Origin of the sequence: Novispirillum itersonii (assembly GCF_014205675.1) — a bacterium.
In the GTDB taxonomy this organism is placed as follows: Bacteria; Pseudomonadota; Alphaproteobacteria; order Rhodospirillales; family Rhodospirillaceae; genus Novispirillum; species Novispirillum itersonii_A.
The window spans coordinates 84,247-101,328 of sequence record NZ_JACIIX010000005.1 but is presented as its reverse complement, the minus strand read 5'-3'; the positions used below and the strand labels follow the sequence as shown (position 1 = coordinate 101,328).

The 17,082-nt window shown below is 65.6% G+C and carries 16 protein-coding genes; 10 read left to right on the top strand and 6 right to left on the bottom strand.

The annotated features are described in order from the left end of the window. Positions 1–215 precede the first annotated feature (215 nt). A complete protein-coding gene (locus tag FHS48_RS08415; protein ID WP_184263120.1) occupies positions 216–455 on the bottom strand; it encodes a cyclase in 240 nt (79 codons plus the stop codon). A gap of 104 nt (positions 456–559) precedes the next feature. Between FHS48_RS08415 and FHS48_RS08410 the strand changes: the two genes are divergently transcribed. The 6 genes from FHS48_RS08410 (at position 560) to FHS48_RS08385 (ending at position 8,289) form a co-directional block, all read left to right on the top strand. Then, positions 560–1,423 (top strand): LysR family transcriptional regulator, encoded by an 864-nt coding sequence (locus FHS48_RS08410; RefSeq protein WP_184263119.1) that lies wholly within the window; start codon positions 560–562, stop codon positions 1,421–1,423. Positions 1,424–1,712: 289 nt separating this feature from the next. Further along, positions 1,713–3,077, top strand: coding sequence for a dicarboxylate/amino acid:cation symporter (locus FHS48_RS08405; RefSeq protein WP_184263248.1), 1,365 nt, complete (start codon positions 1,713–1,715; stop codon positions 3,075–3,077). 126 nt (positions 3,078–3,203) lie between these two features. Next, entirely contained in the window at positions 3,204–5,063 is a 1,860-nt protein-coding gene (locus FHS48_RS08400) for an ATP-binding protein (RefSeq protein WP_184263118.1), read from the top strand. Next, entirely contained in the window at positions 5,056–6,429 is a 1,374-nt protein-coding gene (locus FHS48_RS08395; RefSeq protein ID WP_184263117.1) for a sigma-54-dependent transcriptional regulator, read from the top strand. Before FHS48_RS08400 ends, FHS48_RS08395 begins: the two co-directional genes overlap by 8 nt. Before the next feature lie 210 nt (positions 6,430–6,639). Beyond that, positions 6,640–7,878, top strand: a complete 1,239-nt coding sequence (locus tag FHS48_RS08390) for a hypothetical protein (RefSeq protein WP_184263116.1) — start codon at positions 6,640–6,642, stop codon at positions 7,876–7,878. A gap of 57 nt (positions 7,879–7,935) precedes the next feature. Beyond that, complete coding sequence (locus FHS48_RS08385; RefSeq protein ID WP_184263115.1) at positions 7,936–8,289, top strand: MmcQ/YjbR family DNA-binding protein; 354 nt, start codon at positions 7,936–7,938, stop codon at positions 8,287–8,289. A 362-nt stretch (positions 8,290–8,651) separates the two neighbouring features. Here FHS48_RS08385 and FHS48_RS08380 read toward each other — a convergent pair whose 3' ends face one another. The 4 genes from FHS48_RS08380 to FHS48_RS08365 all read right to left on the bottom strand — a co-directional run bounded on the left by FHS48_RS08380 (position 8,652) and on the right by FHS48_RS08365 (position 11,012). Then, the gene (locus FHS48_RS08380; protein ID WP_221443428.1) at positions 8,652–9,308 is read right to left on the bottom strand and encodes a nucleotidyl transferase AbiEii/AbiGii toxin family protein; all 657 of its coding nucleotides are present in this window, start codon (positions 9,306–9,308) and stop codon (positions 8,652–8,654) included. A gap of 33 nt (positions 9,309–9,341) precedes the next feature. Beyond that, positions 9,342–9,602, bottom strand: coding sequence for a hypothetical protein (locus FHS48_RS08375; RefSeq protein ID WP_184263114.1), 261 nt, complete (start codon positions 9,600–9,602; stop codon positions 9,342–9,344). Positions 9,603–9,696: 94 nt separating this feature from the next. Then, the gene (locus FHS48_RS08370; RefSeq protein WP_184263113.1) at positions 9,697–10,581 is read right to left on the bottom strand and encodes a DMT family transporter; all 885 of its coding nucleotides are present in this window, start codon (positions 10,579–10,581) and stop codon (positions 9,697–9,699) included. Positions 10,582–10,712: 131 nt separating this feature from the next. Continuing rightward, entirely contained in the window at positions 10,713–11,012 is a 300-nt protein-coding gene (locus FHS48_RS08365) for a DUF1905 domain-containing protein (protein ID WP_184263112.1), read from the bottom strand. 170 nt (positions 11,013–11,182) lie between these two features. Between FHS48_RS08365 and FHS48_RS08360 the strand changes: the two genes are divergently transcribed. Beyond that, complete coding sequence (locus FHS48_RS08360; RefSeq protein ID WP_184263111.1) at positions 11,183–11,617, top strand: type II toxin-antitoxin system PemK/MazF family toxin; 435 nt, start codon at positions 11,183–11,185, stop codon at positions 11,615–11,617. 220 nt (positions 11,618–11,837) lie between these two features. Here the strand turns inward: FHS48_RS08360 and FHS48_RS08355 are convergent, their stop codons facing one another. Further along, positions 11,838–13,877 (bottom strand): methyl-accepting chemotaxis protein, encoded by a 2,040-nt coding sequence (locus tag FHS48_RS08355; RefSeq protein ID WP_184263110.1) that lies wholly within the window; start codon positions 13,875–13,877, stop codon positions 11,838–11,840. 266 nt (positions 13,878–14,143) lie between these two features. On the opposite strand from FHS48_RS08355, the gene FHS48_RS08350 reads away from it, so the two are divergent. The 3 genes from FHS48_RS08350 to FHS48_RS08340 are packed head-to-tail and all read left to right on the top strand — an operon-like array spanning position 14,144 to position 16,970. Then, positions 14,144–15,166, top strand: a complete 1,023-nt coding sequence (locus tag FHS48_RS08350) for an ABC transporter substrate-binding protein (RefSeq protein WP_184263109.1) — start codon at positions 14,144–14,146, stop codon at positions 15,164–15,166. Next, on the top strand, positions 15,163–16,212 hold the full coding sequence (locus FHS48_RS08345; protein WP_184263108.1) for a FecCD family ABC transporter permease: 1,050 nt from the start codon (positions 15,163–15,165) through the stop codon (positions 16,210–16,212). The genes FHS48_RS08350 and FHS48_RS08345 overlap by 4 nt, the downstream gene beginning before the upstream one ends. After that, entirely contained in the window at positions 16,209–16,970 is a 762-nt protein-coding gene (locus tag FHS48_RS08340) for an ABC transporter ATP-binding protein (RefSeq protein ID WP_184263107.1), read from the top strand. Before FHS48_RS08345 ends, FHS48_RS08340 begins: the two co-directional genes overlap by 4 nt. Positions 16,971–17,082 lie beyond the last annotated feature (112 nt).

Genomic DNA, 17,082 nt, shown 5'->3' with positions numbered 1-17,082 from the left:
AGGTTGTTGATTTTTCACTGGTCTCTGTTTCAGGGAAAACTCTCTATCATGTTGATTTAAAATGATTTTCCCTGAACTGGCCGGTGGCGGGGATGGCGTGGGTGCGCCCCCTGTTTTCAGGCAGAAAAAGGGGAGGTCCGGAGGCTTCTGCCTCCGGGCGGGGCCGGGGCGGCAGCCCCGTGTCTGTCCCCCTCCCCACACTCCCCATTCTCCCCTCACCTCCGCTTGTGGGCTTCGCGGAGGATGCGCTTGTTGGTGATGGTGACGGTGCCGACCATCAGCAGGCGCAGATCGCGGACGATATAGGCGGCAAGGTCGGCATCGGAAATGTCGGGGCCGTCGAGATCCAGCCGGAAATCCTGCCCCTGAAGGCCGCCGCCGTTGGTGAAGGTGATGGCAAAGTCGAAGCACACCCGGTGGTCTTCGGTGGGTGGGGCGTGCGGGCGGTCGGTCATTGCGGGGCCTCCGGTGAGGGGGAAAGGAAAAGGCTTGCCCCTTTGGCAATACCGCGCTTCAATCAATAAGATAATCTGATTAATCTTTATTCAGTGATAAGAAAATGACGGAAAAACCGGTGGATCTGGATCTGGTGCGGGCGTTTCTGGCGGTGGCGGCGCGGGGGTCGTTCCGGCAGGCGGCGGAGCAGCTTAACCGCACGCAGGCGGCGGTCAGCCAGCAGGTGCAGCGGCTGGAAGAGGCCTTGGGCGTGGCACTGGCGGAGCGCACCACCCGCCGGGTGAGCCTGACGGTGGCGGGGGAGCGGTTCCGCCCCTTTGCCGAGCAGCTTCTGGCGCTGGAGGCGCAGGCGCGGCGGGCGGTGCGGCAGGCTCCGGCTCCGGCCCGGCGGGTGCGGATCGGCGCGCCGGATGAGGTGGCCGGGGCGCTGCTGCTGCCGGGGCTGCCCGCCCTATCGCGGCAGCGGCCGGACCTGCGGGTGCAGGTGGTATCCGGCCCCACCGGTCTGCTGCGGCAGGGGCTGGGCACAACGCTGGAGATGGTGGTGGGCTTGCAGGTCGGGCCGGGCGGCGACGGGCGGCTGGTGACGGAAACGCCGCTGCGGTGGGTCGGCACGCTGCCGCAGGGCCTGCCGCACGATCCGCCCCCCTGCGCCCCTTTGCCGCTGGTGCTGCCGCTGGCGCTGTTCCCCGACGGCTGCGTGATGCGGCGGCAGATGCTGGCGGCGCTGGACCGGGCCGGGGTGGCATGGCGGATTGTGCTGGAAGCCGACGGCGTGGCGGCGGTGGAGGCGGCGGTGGCCTCCGGGCTGGCCGTCACCGCTTTGCCCGCCTGCTGTATCAGCCGCCCGCTGCCGCCCGCCGATGGGTTGCCGCCGCTGCCGCCGGTGCAGATCCGGTTGTGGAGTGCCGACGGCCTTGACCCGGCCCTGACCATGGCGCTGCTGGAGCATCTTACGGGGGCGTGATCACACCCCCGAGAGCCCCCGACCCGCCGCCTGATCGCCGCCCGACCGCCCCCGGCGCTGTGCGGATTTCCGGACGGCGGGGCGGCGGTCCGTCCGGAAATCCGGAATACCCAACTCCGCCGCCTGATTTTATTGCGTCTGCGAAGCCGTTTTGTTTCAAAACATTAGCCAATCTTCCCGTCTTCCGCCGCTGTTGGCACGCCGGATGCCTATAGCGGGGCAAACCGCCCGACCGATCCGGGCGGAGAGAGTGGAAAAAAATACGGGAGGGGCGGAGATGGCCCAGCAGATGACCGGCAGCGCCACGGCGGCGCTGAAGCCGAAGCGGATCTATCACAGCCTGTATGCGCAGGTGCTGCTGGCGATTGTCATCGGGGTTGGCCTTGGCCACTTTTACCCCGACCTTGGCACCGCCATGAAGCCGCTGGGTGATGCCTTCATCAAAATGATCAAGATGCTGATCGCCCCGATCATCTTCTTCACCGTCGTCCACGGCATCGCCGGGATGGAAGACATGAAGAAGGTCGGCCGCGTCGGCCTGAAGGCCCTGCTGTATTTCGAGGTGCTGACCACGCTGGCGCTGATCATCGGGCTGCTGGTGGTCAACCTGTGGCAGCCGGGATCGGGCATGAACGTGGATGTCGGCGCGCTGGATACCAAGGCGATTGCCGCCTACACCGCCAAGGCCCAGGATCAGGGCACCGTCGCGTTCCTGATGCACATCATCCCCACCACCGTGGTCGGGGCCTTTGCGGAAGGCGAAATCCTTCAGGTGCTGTTTATCGCCATCCTGTTTGCCTTTGGCCTGCATTCCATGGGCGACCGGGGCCGCCCGCTGCTGCATATGATCGACAGTGCCTCTGTCGTGTTCTTCAAGATTGTCGGCATGCTGATGAAGGTGGCCCCCATCGGCGCGTTCGGGGCGATGGCCTTCACCATCGGCAAGTACGGCGTTGGCACCCTGCTGTCGCTGGGGCAGCTGATGGCGGCCTTCTATGCCACCTGTCTGCTGTTCATCTTTGTGGTGCTGGGCACCGTCGCCCGCCTGACCGGCTTTTCGGTCTGGCGCTTTATCAAGTACATCCGCGAAGAGCTGCTGATCGTGCTCGGCACCTCGTCGTCGGAAAGCGCGCTGCCGCGCCTGATGGACAAGCTGCACCGGCTGGGGGCGGAAAAGTCGGTGGTCGGGCTGGTGGTGCCGACCGGCTATTCCTTCAATCTGGATGGCACCTGTATTTACCTGACCATGGCGGCGATCTTTCTGGCGCAGGCCACCAACACCGACCTGACCCTGTGGCAGGAGCTGTCGATTCTGGTGGTGCTGCTGCTGACCTCCAAGGGGGCGGCAGGCGTCACCGGCTCCGGCTTTATCGTGCTGGCGGCGACGCTGGCGACGGTCGGGCACATTCCGGTGGCCTCCATTGCGCTGATTCTGGGGGTGGACCGCTTTATGTCGGAAGCCCGCGCCCTGACCAACCTGATCGGCAACGGGGTTGCCACGCTGGTGGTCGCCAAGTGGGAAGGGGCGCTGGATACGGAAACCCTGACGCGGGAGCTGGCGAACCCGACCCGTGATGTGGAAGCGGCTGCGGTTTCTGGTCCGGTTTCTGGTCGGGCTGCTGCTCCGGCGGCTCCCCCGGCCCCGGCGGAGTAACACCGCAGGGCACGCAGGTATTTTCCCCGCCGCCGTCAGCGGCTATGGTCGGGGACCGGTTTGCGCCCACCCCCGTTCCCGGTGTTCTGCCGGGGGCGGGGGTGTTGCCATGGGAAAGGGGGGCGTGTGCTGTCTGTGGTGTCGTTCCTGCGGGGCTCCGGTCTGGTCTGGCGGGGTCTGGTCTGTCTGGGTCCGGCGGTGGCGGCGCTGCTGGCCGGGGCCGGGGCCGGGCTGCTGGCGGAACGGCTGGCGGTCATCCAGCTGGTCGAACAGGCCGGACCGCGCCGCGATGTCTATGTCGAAGGGCTGCGCAGCGAACTGGGCCGCCACGAGACGCTTCCGGCGGTGATCGCCTATTCCGCCAGCCTGCGTCAGCTTCTGGCCTCTCCGGGCGATGACGCCCTGCGCCAGCGGGCCAATACCTATCTGGAGCAGGTGGCGGCGGCCTCCGGCGCGGCGGCGGTTTATGTCACCGATCCGCAGGGCACCACGCAGGCGGCCAGCAACTGGCGCGGCCCGGCCAGCTTTGTTGATATGAACTTTTCCTACCGCCCGTATTTCCGCGATGCGCTGACCAAGGGCTATGGCCGCTTTTACGGCATCGGCACCACCAGCGGCGAGCCCGGGTATTATTTCGCCCGCCGGATTGCTGAAAAAGAGGGGGCCGGGGAGGATGCCGGTGTCGCCGGGGTGGTGGTGGTCAAGGTCTCGCTGTCGGCGCTGGAACACACCTGGGCGCAGGCGGCTGACCGGGTGCTGGTCAGCGATGGCCACGGCGTGACCATCCTGTCATCGGTGCCGGACTGGGCCTTCCGCACGCTGGAACCGCTGTCCGATGGCCTGCGGGACCGGCTGGAGGCCACCCGCCAGTATGACCGGGTGGCGCTGCGGGCGCTGGAGGTGCGGCGGCAGGGCGATGCCGCCGGGCCGGAGGCCGCCGTGCTGCGGATCGGCGGGGGCGGCGGGCCGCTGTTTCTGGCGGTGTCGCGGACGGTGCCGGGCACCGACTGGCGGCTGATGCTGCTGACCGATATGGCCCCGGTGCAGCACGCCCGGCATGTCGGCTGGGGCGGCGGGGCGGCGGCGGCGGCGCTGCTGGCACTGGCCGGGCTGCTGATCCACCAGCGTCGCCGCACCGCACAGGCGCAGCGGGCGACCCGGGCGGCGCTGGAACAGGCGGCGCAGGATCTGGAACGGGAGGTGGCGGCCCGCACGGCGGAGCTGACCGCCGCCAACGCCGATCTGCACCGGACGCAGGACCGGCTGGTGCAGGCGGCCAAACTGGCGGCGCTGGGCCAGCTTGCCACCGGCATCGCGCATGAGCTGAACCAGCCGCTGGCGGCGCTGCGCACCCTGTCTGACAATGCCGCCGCCTTTCTCGCCCGGGGCAAGCCGGAGCGGGTGACGGAAAACCTGAGCCACATCGCCGCCCTGACCGAGCGGATGGCCCGCATCACCGGCCAGTTGCGCGGCTTCGCCCGCCGGTCGGACCGGGTATCTGACCGGGTATCGGAGGGCGCGCAGGCTGCCATATCGGCCCCGGTGCAGGTGTCTGCGGCGGTCGGCAACAGCCTGTCGCTGCTGGCGGAGAAAACCCGGCGGCTGGGGGCACAGGTGGAGACCACGGTTGACCCCGCCCTGTGCGTCGCCTTCGATCCGGTGCGGCTGGAACAGGTGCTGGTCAACCTGCTGGGCAACGCACTGGATGCGGTGGACGGCCAGCCGCAGCGGCGGATTGCGGTGCGGGCCAGCCGGAACGGCGACCGGGTGCGGGTGCAGGTGGATGACAGCGGCCCCGGCATCGCCGCGTCGGCCCTGCCGCATCTGTTCGAGCCGTTTTTCACCACCAAGCCGCCGGGGCAGGGGCTGGGATTAGGGCTGGTCATTTCCGCCGGGATCGTGCAGGACCATGGCGGACAGATCCATGCCGCCAACCGACCGGAAGGAGGGGCGATGTTCACACTCGACCTGCCCGCCCATGACTGACACCGCCCCGCGCATTCTGCTGGTGGAGGACGAGGACGCCGTCCGCCTTGGCATCGAACAGGCGCTGGAGCTGGCCGATCTGCCGGTGCTGGCCTTCGCGGCGGCGGAACCGGCGCTGGCCGCCCTGAAGGTCGGTCCGGCCGACCTGCTGATCACCGATGTGCGCCTGCCGGGGATGGATGGGCTGGATCTGCTGCGGGCGGCGCAGGGGCTGGACCCCGACCTGCCGGTGGTGCTGATGACCGGGCATGGCGACATCACCATGGCGGTGGCGGCCATGCGCGACGGGGCCTATGATTTCATCGAAAAGCCCTTTGCCTCGGAACGCCTGACCGCCACCGTCAGCCGGGCGCTGGACCGTCGCCGCCTGTCGGCGGAGGTGCGCCGCCTGCGCCGGGCGCTGGAGGGCGATGACGGCATCGACAGCCTGATCCTTGGCCGGTCCCCGGCGATGCGGGCGTTGAAAAACACCATTCTTCAGGTCGCCGACACCGGGGCCGATGTGCTGGTGCTGGGCGAAACCGGCAGCGGCAAGGAAATGGTGGCCCGCGCCCTGCACCGCTTTTCCGCCCGTGCCGACCGGCCGTTTGTCGCCCTTAACTGCGGGGCGATCCCGGAGAGTATGTTCGAGAGCGAGCTGTTCGGCCACGAGGCCGGGGCCTTCACCGGGGCGGTCAAGCCGCGCATCGGCAAGCTGGAATTCGCCGATGGCGGCACGGTGTTCCTCGATGAGATTGAAAGCATGCCGCTGGCGCTTCAGGTCAAGCTGCTGCGGGTGCTGGAAGAGCGGCGGGTTGAACGCCTTGGCTCCAACCGGTCAATCGCGCTGGACGTGCGGTTTGTCGCCGCCACCAAGGTGGATCTGGCGGCGCTGGCGCGGGACGGTAAATTCCGCGAGGACCTGTATTACCGCCTGAATGTGGTGCCGCTGACCCTGCCGCCGCTGCGGGAGCGGCCCGATGATATCGGCCTGCTGCTGCAACACTTTATGACGCAGGCGGCGGAAACCCTGGGCCGGGTGCCGCCCTTTGTGTCGGAGGCGGAGCGGCAGGTGCTGCTGACCCATAGCTGGCCGGGCAATGTGCGGGAACTGGGCAACCTCGCCAAACGGGCGGTGATCGGCCTGCCGCTGCTGCCCGGCGGCCTGACCCCGGCGGCGCAGGCCGGGGGTGGGATTGGGACCGGGGATGATGCCGGGGCCGCGCTGGCGGATCTGGTCGATGGCTTTGAACGCCGCCTGATCGCCGATGCCATGCGCCGCCACCACGGCGACGTGACGGCGGTCAGCGCCGCGCTTCAGGTGCCGCGCAAAACCCTGTACGACAAGCTGAAACGCTTCGGGCTGGAGATCGACAGCTTCCGCTGAGGGGGGGCGATGACGGAGGAGCAAGGATGACCCTGACCGAGGTTTTCGCCTATGCGGCGGAGCGCTATGACGGGGGGGGGCGGACTGCAATCTTAGATTGTTGTTCTTGGGTGTATCGTAAAGGTTACTGCGCCCTTCGGTTGACGGGATATGGTTGCCTGCGGCAGGATCGGCGGTAAATGCGGACTGACGATTTAAGGGTGTATGGGGATGGCTGTGATTAAAGGTGAGGCGTTAAGATCTGATATTAATAAAATAGAGAGGAAATTTATTGGAATTTATATGTTAAATGGTTTGAAAAGTGATTTAATTGATGATGCTTATGCATCAATTAAAAATATAAAAGAATTTTCGAGGAATGTTGATGAATTACGGATGGAGGATTCTGATAGGAATCAATATTTATACTTAATATCTAGTATTAATAATATGCTTAATGGAAAAATACCAAAAATAAAATTATCAACAAAAGATATGAATTCATTGGCTATTTTGCGATCTAAGTTGGATGACGTTGGATCAATAATGCCGGGGCAACTATATTTTAATGTAATAAATGATGAAAATTCATTGACCCATGCCACTGATGATGAGGATGCGGCAGAGATCAAAAGTCGTTTGAAAATGGAAATCCAGAGAATTTCTGGACCCATTTCTAGAATTGAGAAGGCCAGTGAAACTGTGATGACCCTGCAAGGGGAGCTGAACAGGATATCGAGCGGGCTCCGGCAGGTTCAGGAGGGTCGTGCTGAGGAGAAGGCTCTGTATTGGGAACGGCTGGCGGTCGTTGAAAGTTTGGTCGCGACCCTGCAAGAGCATGAGGAGGCGGCAAAAGCGGTTCTTGAAAAAGCGGACGAGGCTTTTACGGCCGCAACGCGGCAGGGGTTAGCGAAGGCTTTTTCCGATCAGGAAAAAAAACAGAGTGAGGCGCTGGGAACGTGGGTTGCCGTTCTGCTTGGGGCGTTGACTGTCGGCGGCGTTCTCGGGGCCTATCACTTTAAAGAGGTCCGGGAGATCTTGGCGAATAAGGATCTGTCTGACCTTCGGGTGGTGCTGTACCTGCTGATGTCTGCCCTGTTCCTTGTTGGTCCCGGATGGTTTGCTTGGCTGGCCACCAAGCAGATCGGGCAGCGGTTTCGGCTGGCGCAGGATTATGCCTTTAAGGCTGCCGCCGCCAGCGCTTATCGTGGGTATCGAACGGAAGCGCAGGAAATTGATGCGAAGGCCGGAAACAACGAGCTGGAGCAGCGGTTGATGGCCTCCGTGCTGTCACGGTTTGATGAGCAGCCGTTGCGATTGATTGAGGAGACCGCCCATGGCAGCCCATGGCATGATCTGCTGTCATCGCAAGGAGGGAAGGAGCTTCTGGCAAGAGCATCGGATGCGGTCGGCAAGATTCCGGATATTATGAAAGATGTACTTGCCAAAGAACCGAAGGAAAAGCCGTAACGGTCGAAGTGCGAGGACTATGGAGTGAGGGCGGCAAACGGAAAGGATGGGCGCACCATGACACTGGCCGAGGTTTTCGCCTATGCGGCGGACCGCTATGGCAGCACACCGCAGTACCTGTGGCAGGCCAGCCCGGACAGCGGCGTGCTGCGCCACGGCACCGATGGCAAATGGTATGCGGTGTTCACCCCCCGGCCTGCCCATACGCTGGGCCTGCCCGGGGATGCGCGTCTTGATCTCCTGTCGGTGAAAGCCGCCCCGGCGCTGATCGAGATGCTGCGCGGCAGCGACGGCTACCACCCGGCCTATCACATGAACCGCAAACACTGGATCTCGCTGCGGCTGGATGGCAGCGTCCCGCGCGATCAGGTGCTGGCCCTGCTGGACGGCAGCTTCGACCTGACCGGGTGAGGAGGCTTGGCGGCTGCCCTTTCGTGGGGCGTTGTCCCACACCCCACCCCGTGGGGCTTGGCCCCACACCCCACCCGGTGGGGCGTTGCCCCACACCCCACAAGGAGCCTCAGGCTCCTTGACCTCGTTTTGGGGGCAGGAAATCCCGGCAACGGTGCAGGTGTTCGACTGTTTTTGTTTGCAGGGCAAAGCCCTGCGGACCCCAAAAGGGGGCGCGACGGTGTTTGCCATTGGCCCCCAATAGTGGGATCCAAGGGCCAATGGCCCTTGGTGGGTGTGGGCAAAGCCCACTGGGGTGGGTGTGGGCAAAGCCCACGGGTGCGGTCATGTAATGTTATTCAATGGCCCCAGACGTGGGGTGCTCAGTCCAATACGGCCCGCAGCAGCCTGACCGTATCCTCCTGCGCGGTCTGTCGCAGGGCGGCGTAGGCTGGCTTGACGTTCAGGTCAGCCAGCACCGGAGTGAGAAGGTTCTGTCGGTAGCCCTGCGCGACCCGCAGGGCCTGTGTAATCTGATCCGGGAACGGTTTCAGCGCCGCAATCAGGGGCTGCGCGCCGTTGTGCTGAAGCACGGCGGCAATATCGAACATATCGCGGGGCTGAAGACGGCTGCCCCGGTGATAGATCTTTTTGGCGATGATCTCCGCCGGGGTTTCCAGATCCACCGTCTCTCCCCGCACCGCTTTGCGGATGACCCCATCCCTGAGGAGCGGCGGGGAACAGATGAAGTCGATTTCTCCGATCCCGGCAAAGGCAATCTTCAGGCAGTGGCTGCCATCGCTGTGGTAGCCGCTGGGGCTGATCTTCAGGAGATGATCCTGTGAGTCCGGGTTCAGATAGGGCAGAAGCTGCGGATCGTGAATAAAAATATCGACATCGTAACTGTCCCGGTGATCAATCTGGAGCATCAGGGCAGTTCCGCCGCCAAAACTCCAGTCCGTCTTCAGTCCGATCTTCCGGTCAGTCTGTTCAAGGATGGAAAGCGCGATATCAAACAGATCGAACCATCTGCTTTCCATAGGTTTCTCCGGTGGAACCGCCGTTGCCTGCGTTCAGGCGGCAAGGGCGAGCGGAAACGGGCAGGAGGCCTGTATGTGCTGTGCAACCTGCCGCACCGTGTGATCCGGCAGGCCCATTTCGGCGATAAAGGCCCGCTGAAGGGCCGGGTCCACTTCGGAGAAAAACGCAAACACCGGCCCGAGAACCGCCTGCGCCGCCGCGATATCGCAGAGGCTGCTGGCAAGCTGTTCGGCAGACAGATCCGCGCCATAGGGGGCGTTGACTGTACTGAGGACGGTGCAGGCCGTGGACATTGCTGGTGTTCTCTTATGGCCCCGGCGAAGGCCGGGGTAGGGCGGATAGCTGTTAATGGTAGTGCGAAGCCGCCCGCCGATCAAGCGCCCCGCCTTACCGCCGCGCCAGCCAGACGCCGCAGGCGGCGATGGCCATGCCGGTCAGGGCCAGCGGGCTGAGGGTTTCGCCGAACAGGGCCCATGCCAGCAGCGCGGTGGAGGCCGGGGTCAGGTAGAACAGGCTGGCGACATTGACCGCGCCGCCGCGGCGGATCAGCAGGTTCAGCAGGGTCACGGCCCCCAGCGACAGCACCAGCACCAGCCAGCCGAGCGCGAACAGGAAGTCTCCGGTCCACTGTACCGTCAGCGGTTCGGTGGTGGCGGCGACGGCGGCGGTGGCGATCAGGCAGGGGATGAACTGCACCACCGCGCCGGTGCGCAGGTCAAACGACGGGCAGAAGCGCTTCTGGTACAGGGTTCCGGCGGTGATGCCCGCCAGCGCGATCAGGGCGGGCACCATCATGCCGATGGCCTGATCCAGCGGCACGGCGCGGAGCTTGGACTGCACCACCAGCACCACGCCGACAAAGCCGAGCAGCAGGCCCAGCCACTGGGTCGGGCGCACCCGTTCGCCCAGCAGGGCCCCGGCGCACAGAGCGGTCAGCAGCGGCTGCATCCCCACCACCAGCGCGGTGATGCCCGACGGCAGGCCGAGGCCGATGGCGGTAAACACTCCGCCGAGATACACCCCGTGCATCAGCAGCCCGGAGACGGCGACATGGGCCATCGCCGCCGGGGTTTTCGGCCAGGCGGCGCGGGTCAGCACGGCGACCGGCAGCATCAGCGCCACCACCAGCGCGTAGCGGATCGCCAGAAAGGTCAGTGGCGGTGCATAGGGCAGGCCGAAGCGGGCCCCGATGAAGCCGGTGCTCCACAGCAGCACGAAAAACAGCGGCCACAGCATCTGGGTGGGGGCAGCGGAGGCGGACGGGGAGGTCATGGCACGGGGAGTCCTGCGGGGGAGGCGGGAAAGGGGTCCCCGCTGCTTTAGCAGAGAATGGCGGCTTTGGGGATGACGTCCTTACCGCTTTTTCGGCAAAACCGGCTCCGCTCCACACACAGGGGCAGGGCCTACAGGCTGAGGGTCAGCGATACGGTGGCCTCGATCCCGGGGTGCAGCCCTTCCCGCCGCCGCACATCTGCCTTCACCGGCAGGAAGAAGGAGCCGGAAGCCTTATCCGGAAACAGGGAAGTCGCCCAGCGGCTGCCGCCGAGGGTGGCGGTGACGCGGAGGGTGCCGAACCCAGGGTGGCGCTGGCGGAAAAACCGGATCTGCGCCGCACTGTCGGCGGGCAGGGTGAGGAAATACCACGCCCCCGGCCCGGCGGAGGCCCACAACACCGCCGTAAATTCCAGCGTCAGGTCTGTCATGACCACCTGTTTCCGTCCGTTGGTTTTATGGGGCAACATAGAGGCAGGAGCCGGAGCGGCCAAGGAGGCTGAATACATCTATTCGGGATGGTGATCCGGTGACATCCCGTATAAGTATTTTCGGAGACCTCCGCAGGGTGGTTACGGTCAAAGAGACAGGCTGAAATCCGATGCCAATTCAGTACCATCCGAAACTTGGAACGCTGGTTCTCTGTGATTTCACCACAGGTTTTCTGCCCCCGGAGATGGTGAAGCGCCGCCCCGCCGTGGTCATCAGCCCGCCAATTCAGTTGCGGAAGGGGTTGTGTACCGTTGTACCAATCAGCACGCAGGAGCCGATGCCGAACGTGCCGTGGCAGGTGGAGATTATGCCTGACCCGCCCTTGCCGTCGCCATGGGATACCGGCCCACATTGGGTAAAGGCGGACATGGTGTTTTCCGCCAGCTTTGACCGGCTGGACCTGTTCCGGCTGCCCCGCATCAACGGCAGGCGTCAGTATCTGCAACAGCAGGTGTCGGAGGAGGATCTGCGGAAGATCCGGGGCTGTCTGTTGTCCAGTCTGGGGCTGGGTTCGTTGACAAAAGCCCTGCCGGGGAGTATGTAGAAAGGGTTAGCGGCTCTGCTTTGTCATCCGCGCTCAAGACCCGCAAGGGCAGCTGTGCCGGGGCGATAACAAGCCGGTGTGCAGCTCTGCCAAAGCCCCGCCCCGTGCGGGGCTTTGGTGTTTCCGGGGTCCCTCAGCGCTGAAGCCGCAGGGCTTGGGGAAACGGGGCCGGGAAAACAGGACGGGAGAATTCCCCCGCCTGTTTATCCGGGAGTCCCCCTCAGTCCAGTTTCTTCAGGGTATCGAGGTCGCGGTTGATGCGCTGCATCGCCTGCTGCTGGCGTTCGGCCAGGGCGGCCAGTTCCGACAGCGTGGTATCCAGCACGCCGGAGCCGGAGAACACCGCCTCGATCTGGTCCACCGTCTGCTGGTACAGCGCTTCCTCGGTGGAAAAGCGGCTGCGGATGGTGTCGATGATGCTGCCCAGCGTATCCAGCGACGCTTCCATGCCGTTGATGGCCTGCTGGGTGCGGCCCAGCGTCTGCTTGGTGTTGGCGGCCAGATTTTTCACCTCGTTCGCCACCACGGCGAAGCCTTTTCCGGCCTCCCCGGCGCGGGCGGCCTCGATGGTGGCGTTCAGGGCCAGCAGGTTGGTCTGGCTGGTGATGCCGTCAATCACCGAAACGATGGTCCGCAGGTCCGATGTCGCCTGTCCCAGCGTGCCGAATTCCCGGGTCAGGGCGGCGGCATCGCCGTCGCCGCCGTGGCCGTCGCCCATCTGGCGGCGTCCGGCGGTCAGGGTGGTGCGCACGTCGTCCATGGCGTGGCGGATGTCGCCGGTGCGGGCGGCCACGCCTTCCATTTCCCGCGTCACCGCCAGCTGGTCCACCAGCCGCCCGATCAGGTCCTTGCGCATGCTGTTCATCAGCTGGGCGCGGCGGAGCTGGCTTTTGCTGAAGTAGTTCTGATACCGCCCGTAGTGGATGGCGAAGGTTTCCACGAACGGGTCGCTGAACTCCGCCGTCGCCTCGAAGAACACCAGCGCCGACAGCGATTCATTGATCGAGATGCCGAACAGCTCGCCGAAGGCGGAATACCCGGCGGTCGGGCAGGTCCACAGGCCGTTCAGGTCTTTCAGGGCCGGTTCGTTCTTCAGGCGGCGCAGGATGCAGTCGTTCAGCAGGGCCGCCACCGGCTGGCCGCGCCCTTTCAGGAAGGCGGCCAGATCCTTGCGGGTCTGGGCGGCAAAGTCGGTGGCCTTCAGCAGGAACAGCTGGTCCCCGGCGTTGATGTCGCAATAGAAGGTGACGACGCCGCTGGCGGCATCCAGCGTGGCGACGGAGCGCACGAACATCTCGCCGTCGATTTCGATGCCGAAGGCGTATCCGGCCAGTTTCTTTTCAATGTCACCGGGGGTGGTCTTCAGGGCGCGGCACAGGGCATCGACCATGGTGATCACCTCGCCGGTGGCGGGGTCCAGCACGGCGGAGGCGGTGCGGTGTTCCGGGTCGGCCTGAATGATGACGAAGGAGGTGGGTGTTTTTTCGTAGTTCTGGCTTTTCAGCACGCCATAGCGCTTGGACGGGTGAATGCGCAGGAAGGCCACCACCGCGTGGTTCTGTACCACGCGCTGGCCGTCAAACAGCCAGGTGTTCTGGAAATCCAGCTTGCCCCCGGCCAGCCCGCCGATGAACAGGCAGGGGAAGCGGCCGGAGGTATAGGCGGCCTCCATGAAGTAATGATCGGCGGAGGCGAGGCCGTCGATGAAGGTCAGGGCCACGGTATCGGCGGGGCGGATCGGGAACGGCGGGCTGACCGCCTTCAGGGCGTCGGCCAGCCGGGCGACGCGCTCTTCCCGCGCGATGCCGCCGCGCCCGAGATCAATGGCATGAATGCTGACCCCGGCGATCAGCCCGGGGCCGAACACCTGCACCACCACGCCGGACCAGGTGCCGGTGGCCGGGCAGTACAGCGGGTCCGTCGCCGCACCGTTGGCGGCATTGCCGCACAGTTCCCCGGCGGAGGACAGGGCGATCACCGGGGTCGGTCCGGCCAGCTTTTTCAGGGCGGCGGTGACGGCGGCAAAATCCACATGCGGGGAAATGATGGCCACCGCCAGCGGCGCGGTCTGGCCACCGGGGCGGAACACATCACCGCTCAGGCCGGTCAGCGCCGCATCGGTGCGCACCACCACCACCGGGGCGACACCTGCGGGGGCCGCACCTGCCGTGGCCTGCGGCTCCGGCGCGGTGGCCGGGGGCAGCAGCGGGGCAGTTTCGCGGATGGCGGGGGCGGCGGGTTCGGTGCGGCGGAAAAACATGGACGGGACCCTCTTTGGAAGACGTTTCTTTGACCGGCCTTTCAACACCGTCGCGGGACGACGGGGCGGGCGGTTCTGCTTTGCTTCTGGCAATACTGTACCGGGGTTGTGCACCCGGCGGTATCCTCCGGATGGATCATTTGACTCTGCAAAAGTCGAGGATCCCTGCGGTGTTGCGGCTTGTAATCAGACGCAGTTGCAGGTATCAGGGGGCGTAATCGTTTTCATTCTCATCCTCCCCCCTCTGCACCGTCAGGACTCCCCCGATGCTCCGTCCGGTTTCTGCCGCTGTTGCCGCCGCTGCGCTGTGCGTGGCCGCTGCGTTTTCCTCCGCCGTTGCCGCCCCCACCAGCTACCCGCTGACGCTGGAAAACTGCGGGGCCACCGTCACCATCCCCAAGGCGCCGCAACGGGCGATCGGGCTGGGGCAGAACAGTGCGGAAATCCTGCTGATGCTGGGCCTGAAGGACCGGATGGTGGCCACCGCCTTCTGGCCCAGTGCGGTGCTGCCGGAGCTGGCGAAGGACAACGCGCGGGTGAAGCTGCTGACGGTCGAGTTCCCGACCTTTGAAAGCCTGCTGGCGGAGGAGCCGGACTTTGTCGCCGCCGCCCTGCCCAGCCTGCTGGGGCCGGGCAGCAAGGTGGCGAAGCGCGAGGACTTTGAGAGGGTCGGGGTGCCGGCCTATCTGTCGCCGTCCACCTGCCTCTCCACCGCCGGGACCAAGGACGTTTACGGCAAGCGCGACACCCTGTGGAGCCCGGAACTGCTGTACCGCGAAATTGACGAGCTGGCCCGCATCTTCGACGTGGCCGAGCGCGGGCAGGCCCTGATCGCCGACCTGAAGGCGCGGGAGGCCGCCGTGCGCGCCCTGCGCCAGACCACCGGCACCCCGCTGAAATACCTGTTCTGGTTCTCCAGCCCGTCACCGACCGCCGACGCCTATCTGGGCGGACGCAACGGCGCATCGGGCACCATTGCCGCCCTGCTGGGGGGCACCAACGCCATCACCACCGATGCCGAATGGCCGACGCTGGGGTGGGAAGGCATTATCGCCGCCAACCCGGATGTGATTGTGGTGGCCGCCCTTGACCGCAACCGCTGGGAACTGGACCGCCCGGATGCCAAGATCCGCTTCCTGATGTCCGATCCGGCGGTCAGCCAGATGCCCGCCGTGGTCAACAAGGCGATTGTGGTGATGGACGGGCAGGCGATGAACCCGACCCTGCGCACCCTGTACGGGGCGGAACAGGTGGCGAAGCAGCTGAAAGAAAAGGGCCTGCTGAAGTGAGGAACGCTGCCGGAACCGGAACTGGTCTGGCAGCCGGGGGCTTCCTGCTGGCCGGGGTGGTTCTGCTGCTGCTGGCGATCGGCCTGAATGTGGGGGTGGGGGACCTGCGGATCCCGCTGTCCACCACCTTCTACGCCCTCACCAATGCGCTGGGCTGGACCGCCGAACCGCTGAACCGCATCCACGAGACGGTGATCTGGGATTACCGCCTCAGCAGGTCGCTGGTGGCGGCGGGCTGCGGGGCCGGGCTGGCGCTGTCCGGCGCGGTGATGCAGTCGCTGCTGCGCAATCCGCTGGCGGAGCCCTATGTGCTGGGCATTTCCGCCGGGGCCTCCACCGGGGCGGTGGCGGTGGTGATCCTTGGCGTCAGCTTCGGGGCGGGCCTGTCTGCTGTCTCGCTGTCTGCCGGGGCCTTTGCCGGGGCGTTTGCCGCCTTCGCCTTTGTCGCCCTGCTGTCCAACGGCACCCGCAGCGGGGCCGACCGCACCATTCTGGCCGGGGTGGCGGCGTCGCAGCTGTTTAACGCCGCCACATCCTACATCGTCACCACCTCGGCCAATGCGCAGCAGGCGCGGGATGTAATGTTCTGGCTGCTCGGCAGTTTCGGCGGGGTGCGCTGGCCGGAAGTGTGGCTGGTGACGGCGGCGGTCGGCCTCGGGCTGCTCGGCTGCCTGCTGTATGCCCGCATTCTCGATGCCTTTTCTTTCGGTGATGAGGCGGCGGCGGCGCTGGGCGTCAACACCGGGCGGGCGCGGATGGTGCTGTTCGCCATCACCGCGCTGATGACCGCCGCCATTGTCAGCATGGTCGGGTCGATCGGCTTTGTCGGGCTGGTGGTGCCCCATGCGGTGCGCTTTGCCGTCGGGCCGCTGCACGGGCGGCTGCTGCCCGGTTGCGCCGTGGCCGGGGCGCTGTTTATGGTGCTGGCCGATGTGGCCTCGCGGGTGCTGGTGCCGCAGCAGATTTTGCCGGTCGGCGTGGTGACGGCACTGGTCGGGGTGCCGGTGTTTTCCCTTATTCTCTATCGGGTGCAGCGCGCATCATGAGCTTTCAGGCAGAGACGCTGACGTGGGGCATCGGGCGGAAGACCGTGCTGCACGAACTGACCTTTTCCGTACAGCCCGGCGAAATGCTGGGGCTGCTGGGGCCGAACGGATCGGGCAAGACCTCGCTGCTGCGGCTGCTGGCCGGGCTGAAGACCCCGGCGGGCGGGCGGGTGCTGCTGGAGGGCACCGACCTGCGCCGCCTGCCGCGCCGCGACATCGCCCGGCGGGTGGCCTTTGTCGAGCAGCACGCCGGAACCACCGCCAACCTGCGGGTGGAGGATGTGGTCCGGCTGGGCCGGTTTCCGCACCGCCGCCCGCTGGCAGGCTGGACCGCCGCCGACGCGCAGGCGGTGGACGCCGCCCTTGACCGCGCCGGGATGACCGCCAAGCGCGGCGATGGCTGGCACAGCCTCTCCGGCGGCGAAAAGCAGCGGGCGCAGATCGCCCGGGCACTGGCGCAGACCCCGCGCGAACTGATCCTCGATGAACCGACCAATCATCTGGATATCCAGCACCAGATCGGGCTGCTACGGCTGATTTCCGGGCTGGGCATCACCAGCGTACTGTCGCTGCACGACCTGAACCACGCGGCGATGTTCTGCGACCGCCTGCTGGTGCTGCACCACGGCCATATCGTCGCCGATGGCCCCCCGGCACAGGTGCTGACCCCGGCACTGCTGCACGGGGTGTTCAGCGTGCAGGCCACCGTGGACCCGGACCCGCAGACCGGCAGGCCGCATATCCGGTATGTGCGGTAGGGGCAAAGACTATCTCCGGAATCACCGGAGCGATGGTTTCCTGATCCGGGGGCAGATGCGGAAATTTCAAGGGCGGGGCTGCCAGTTCTGTGCAGCCTTGTACTGCCGCCGA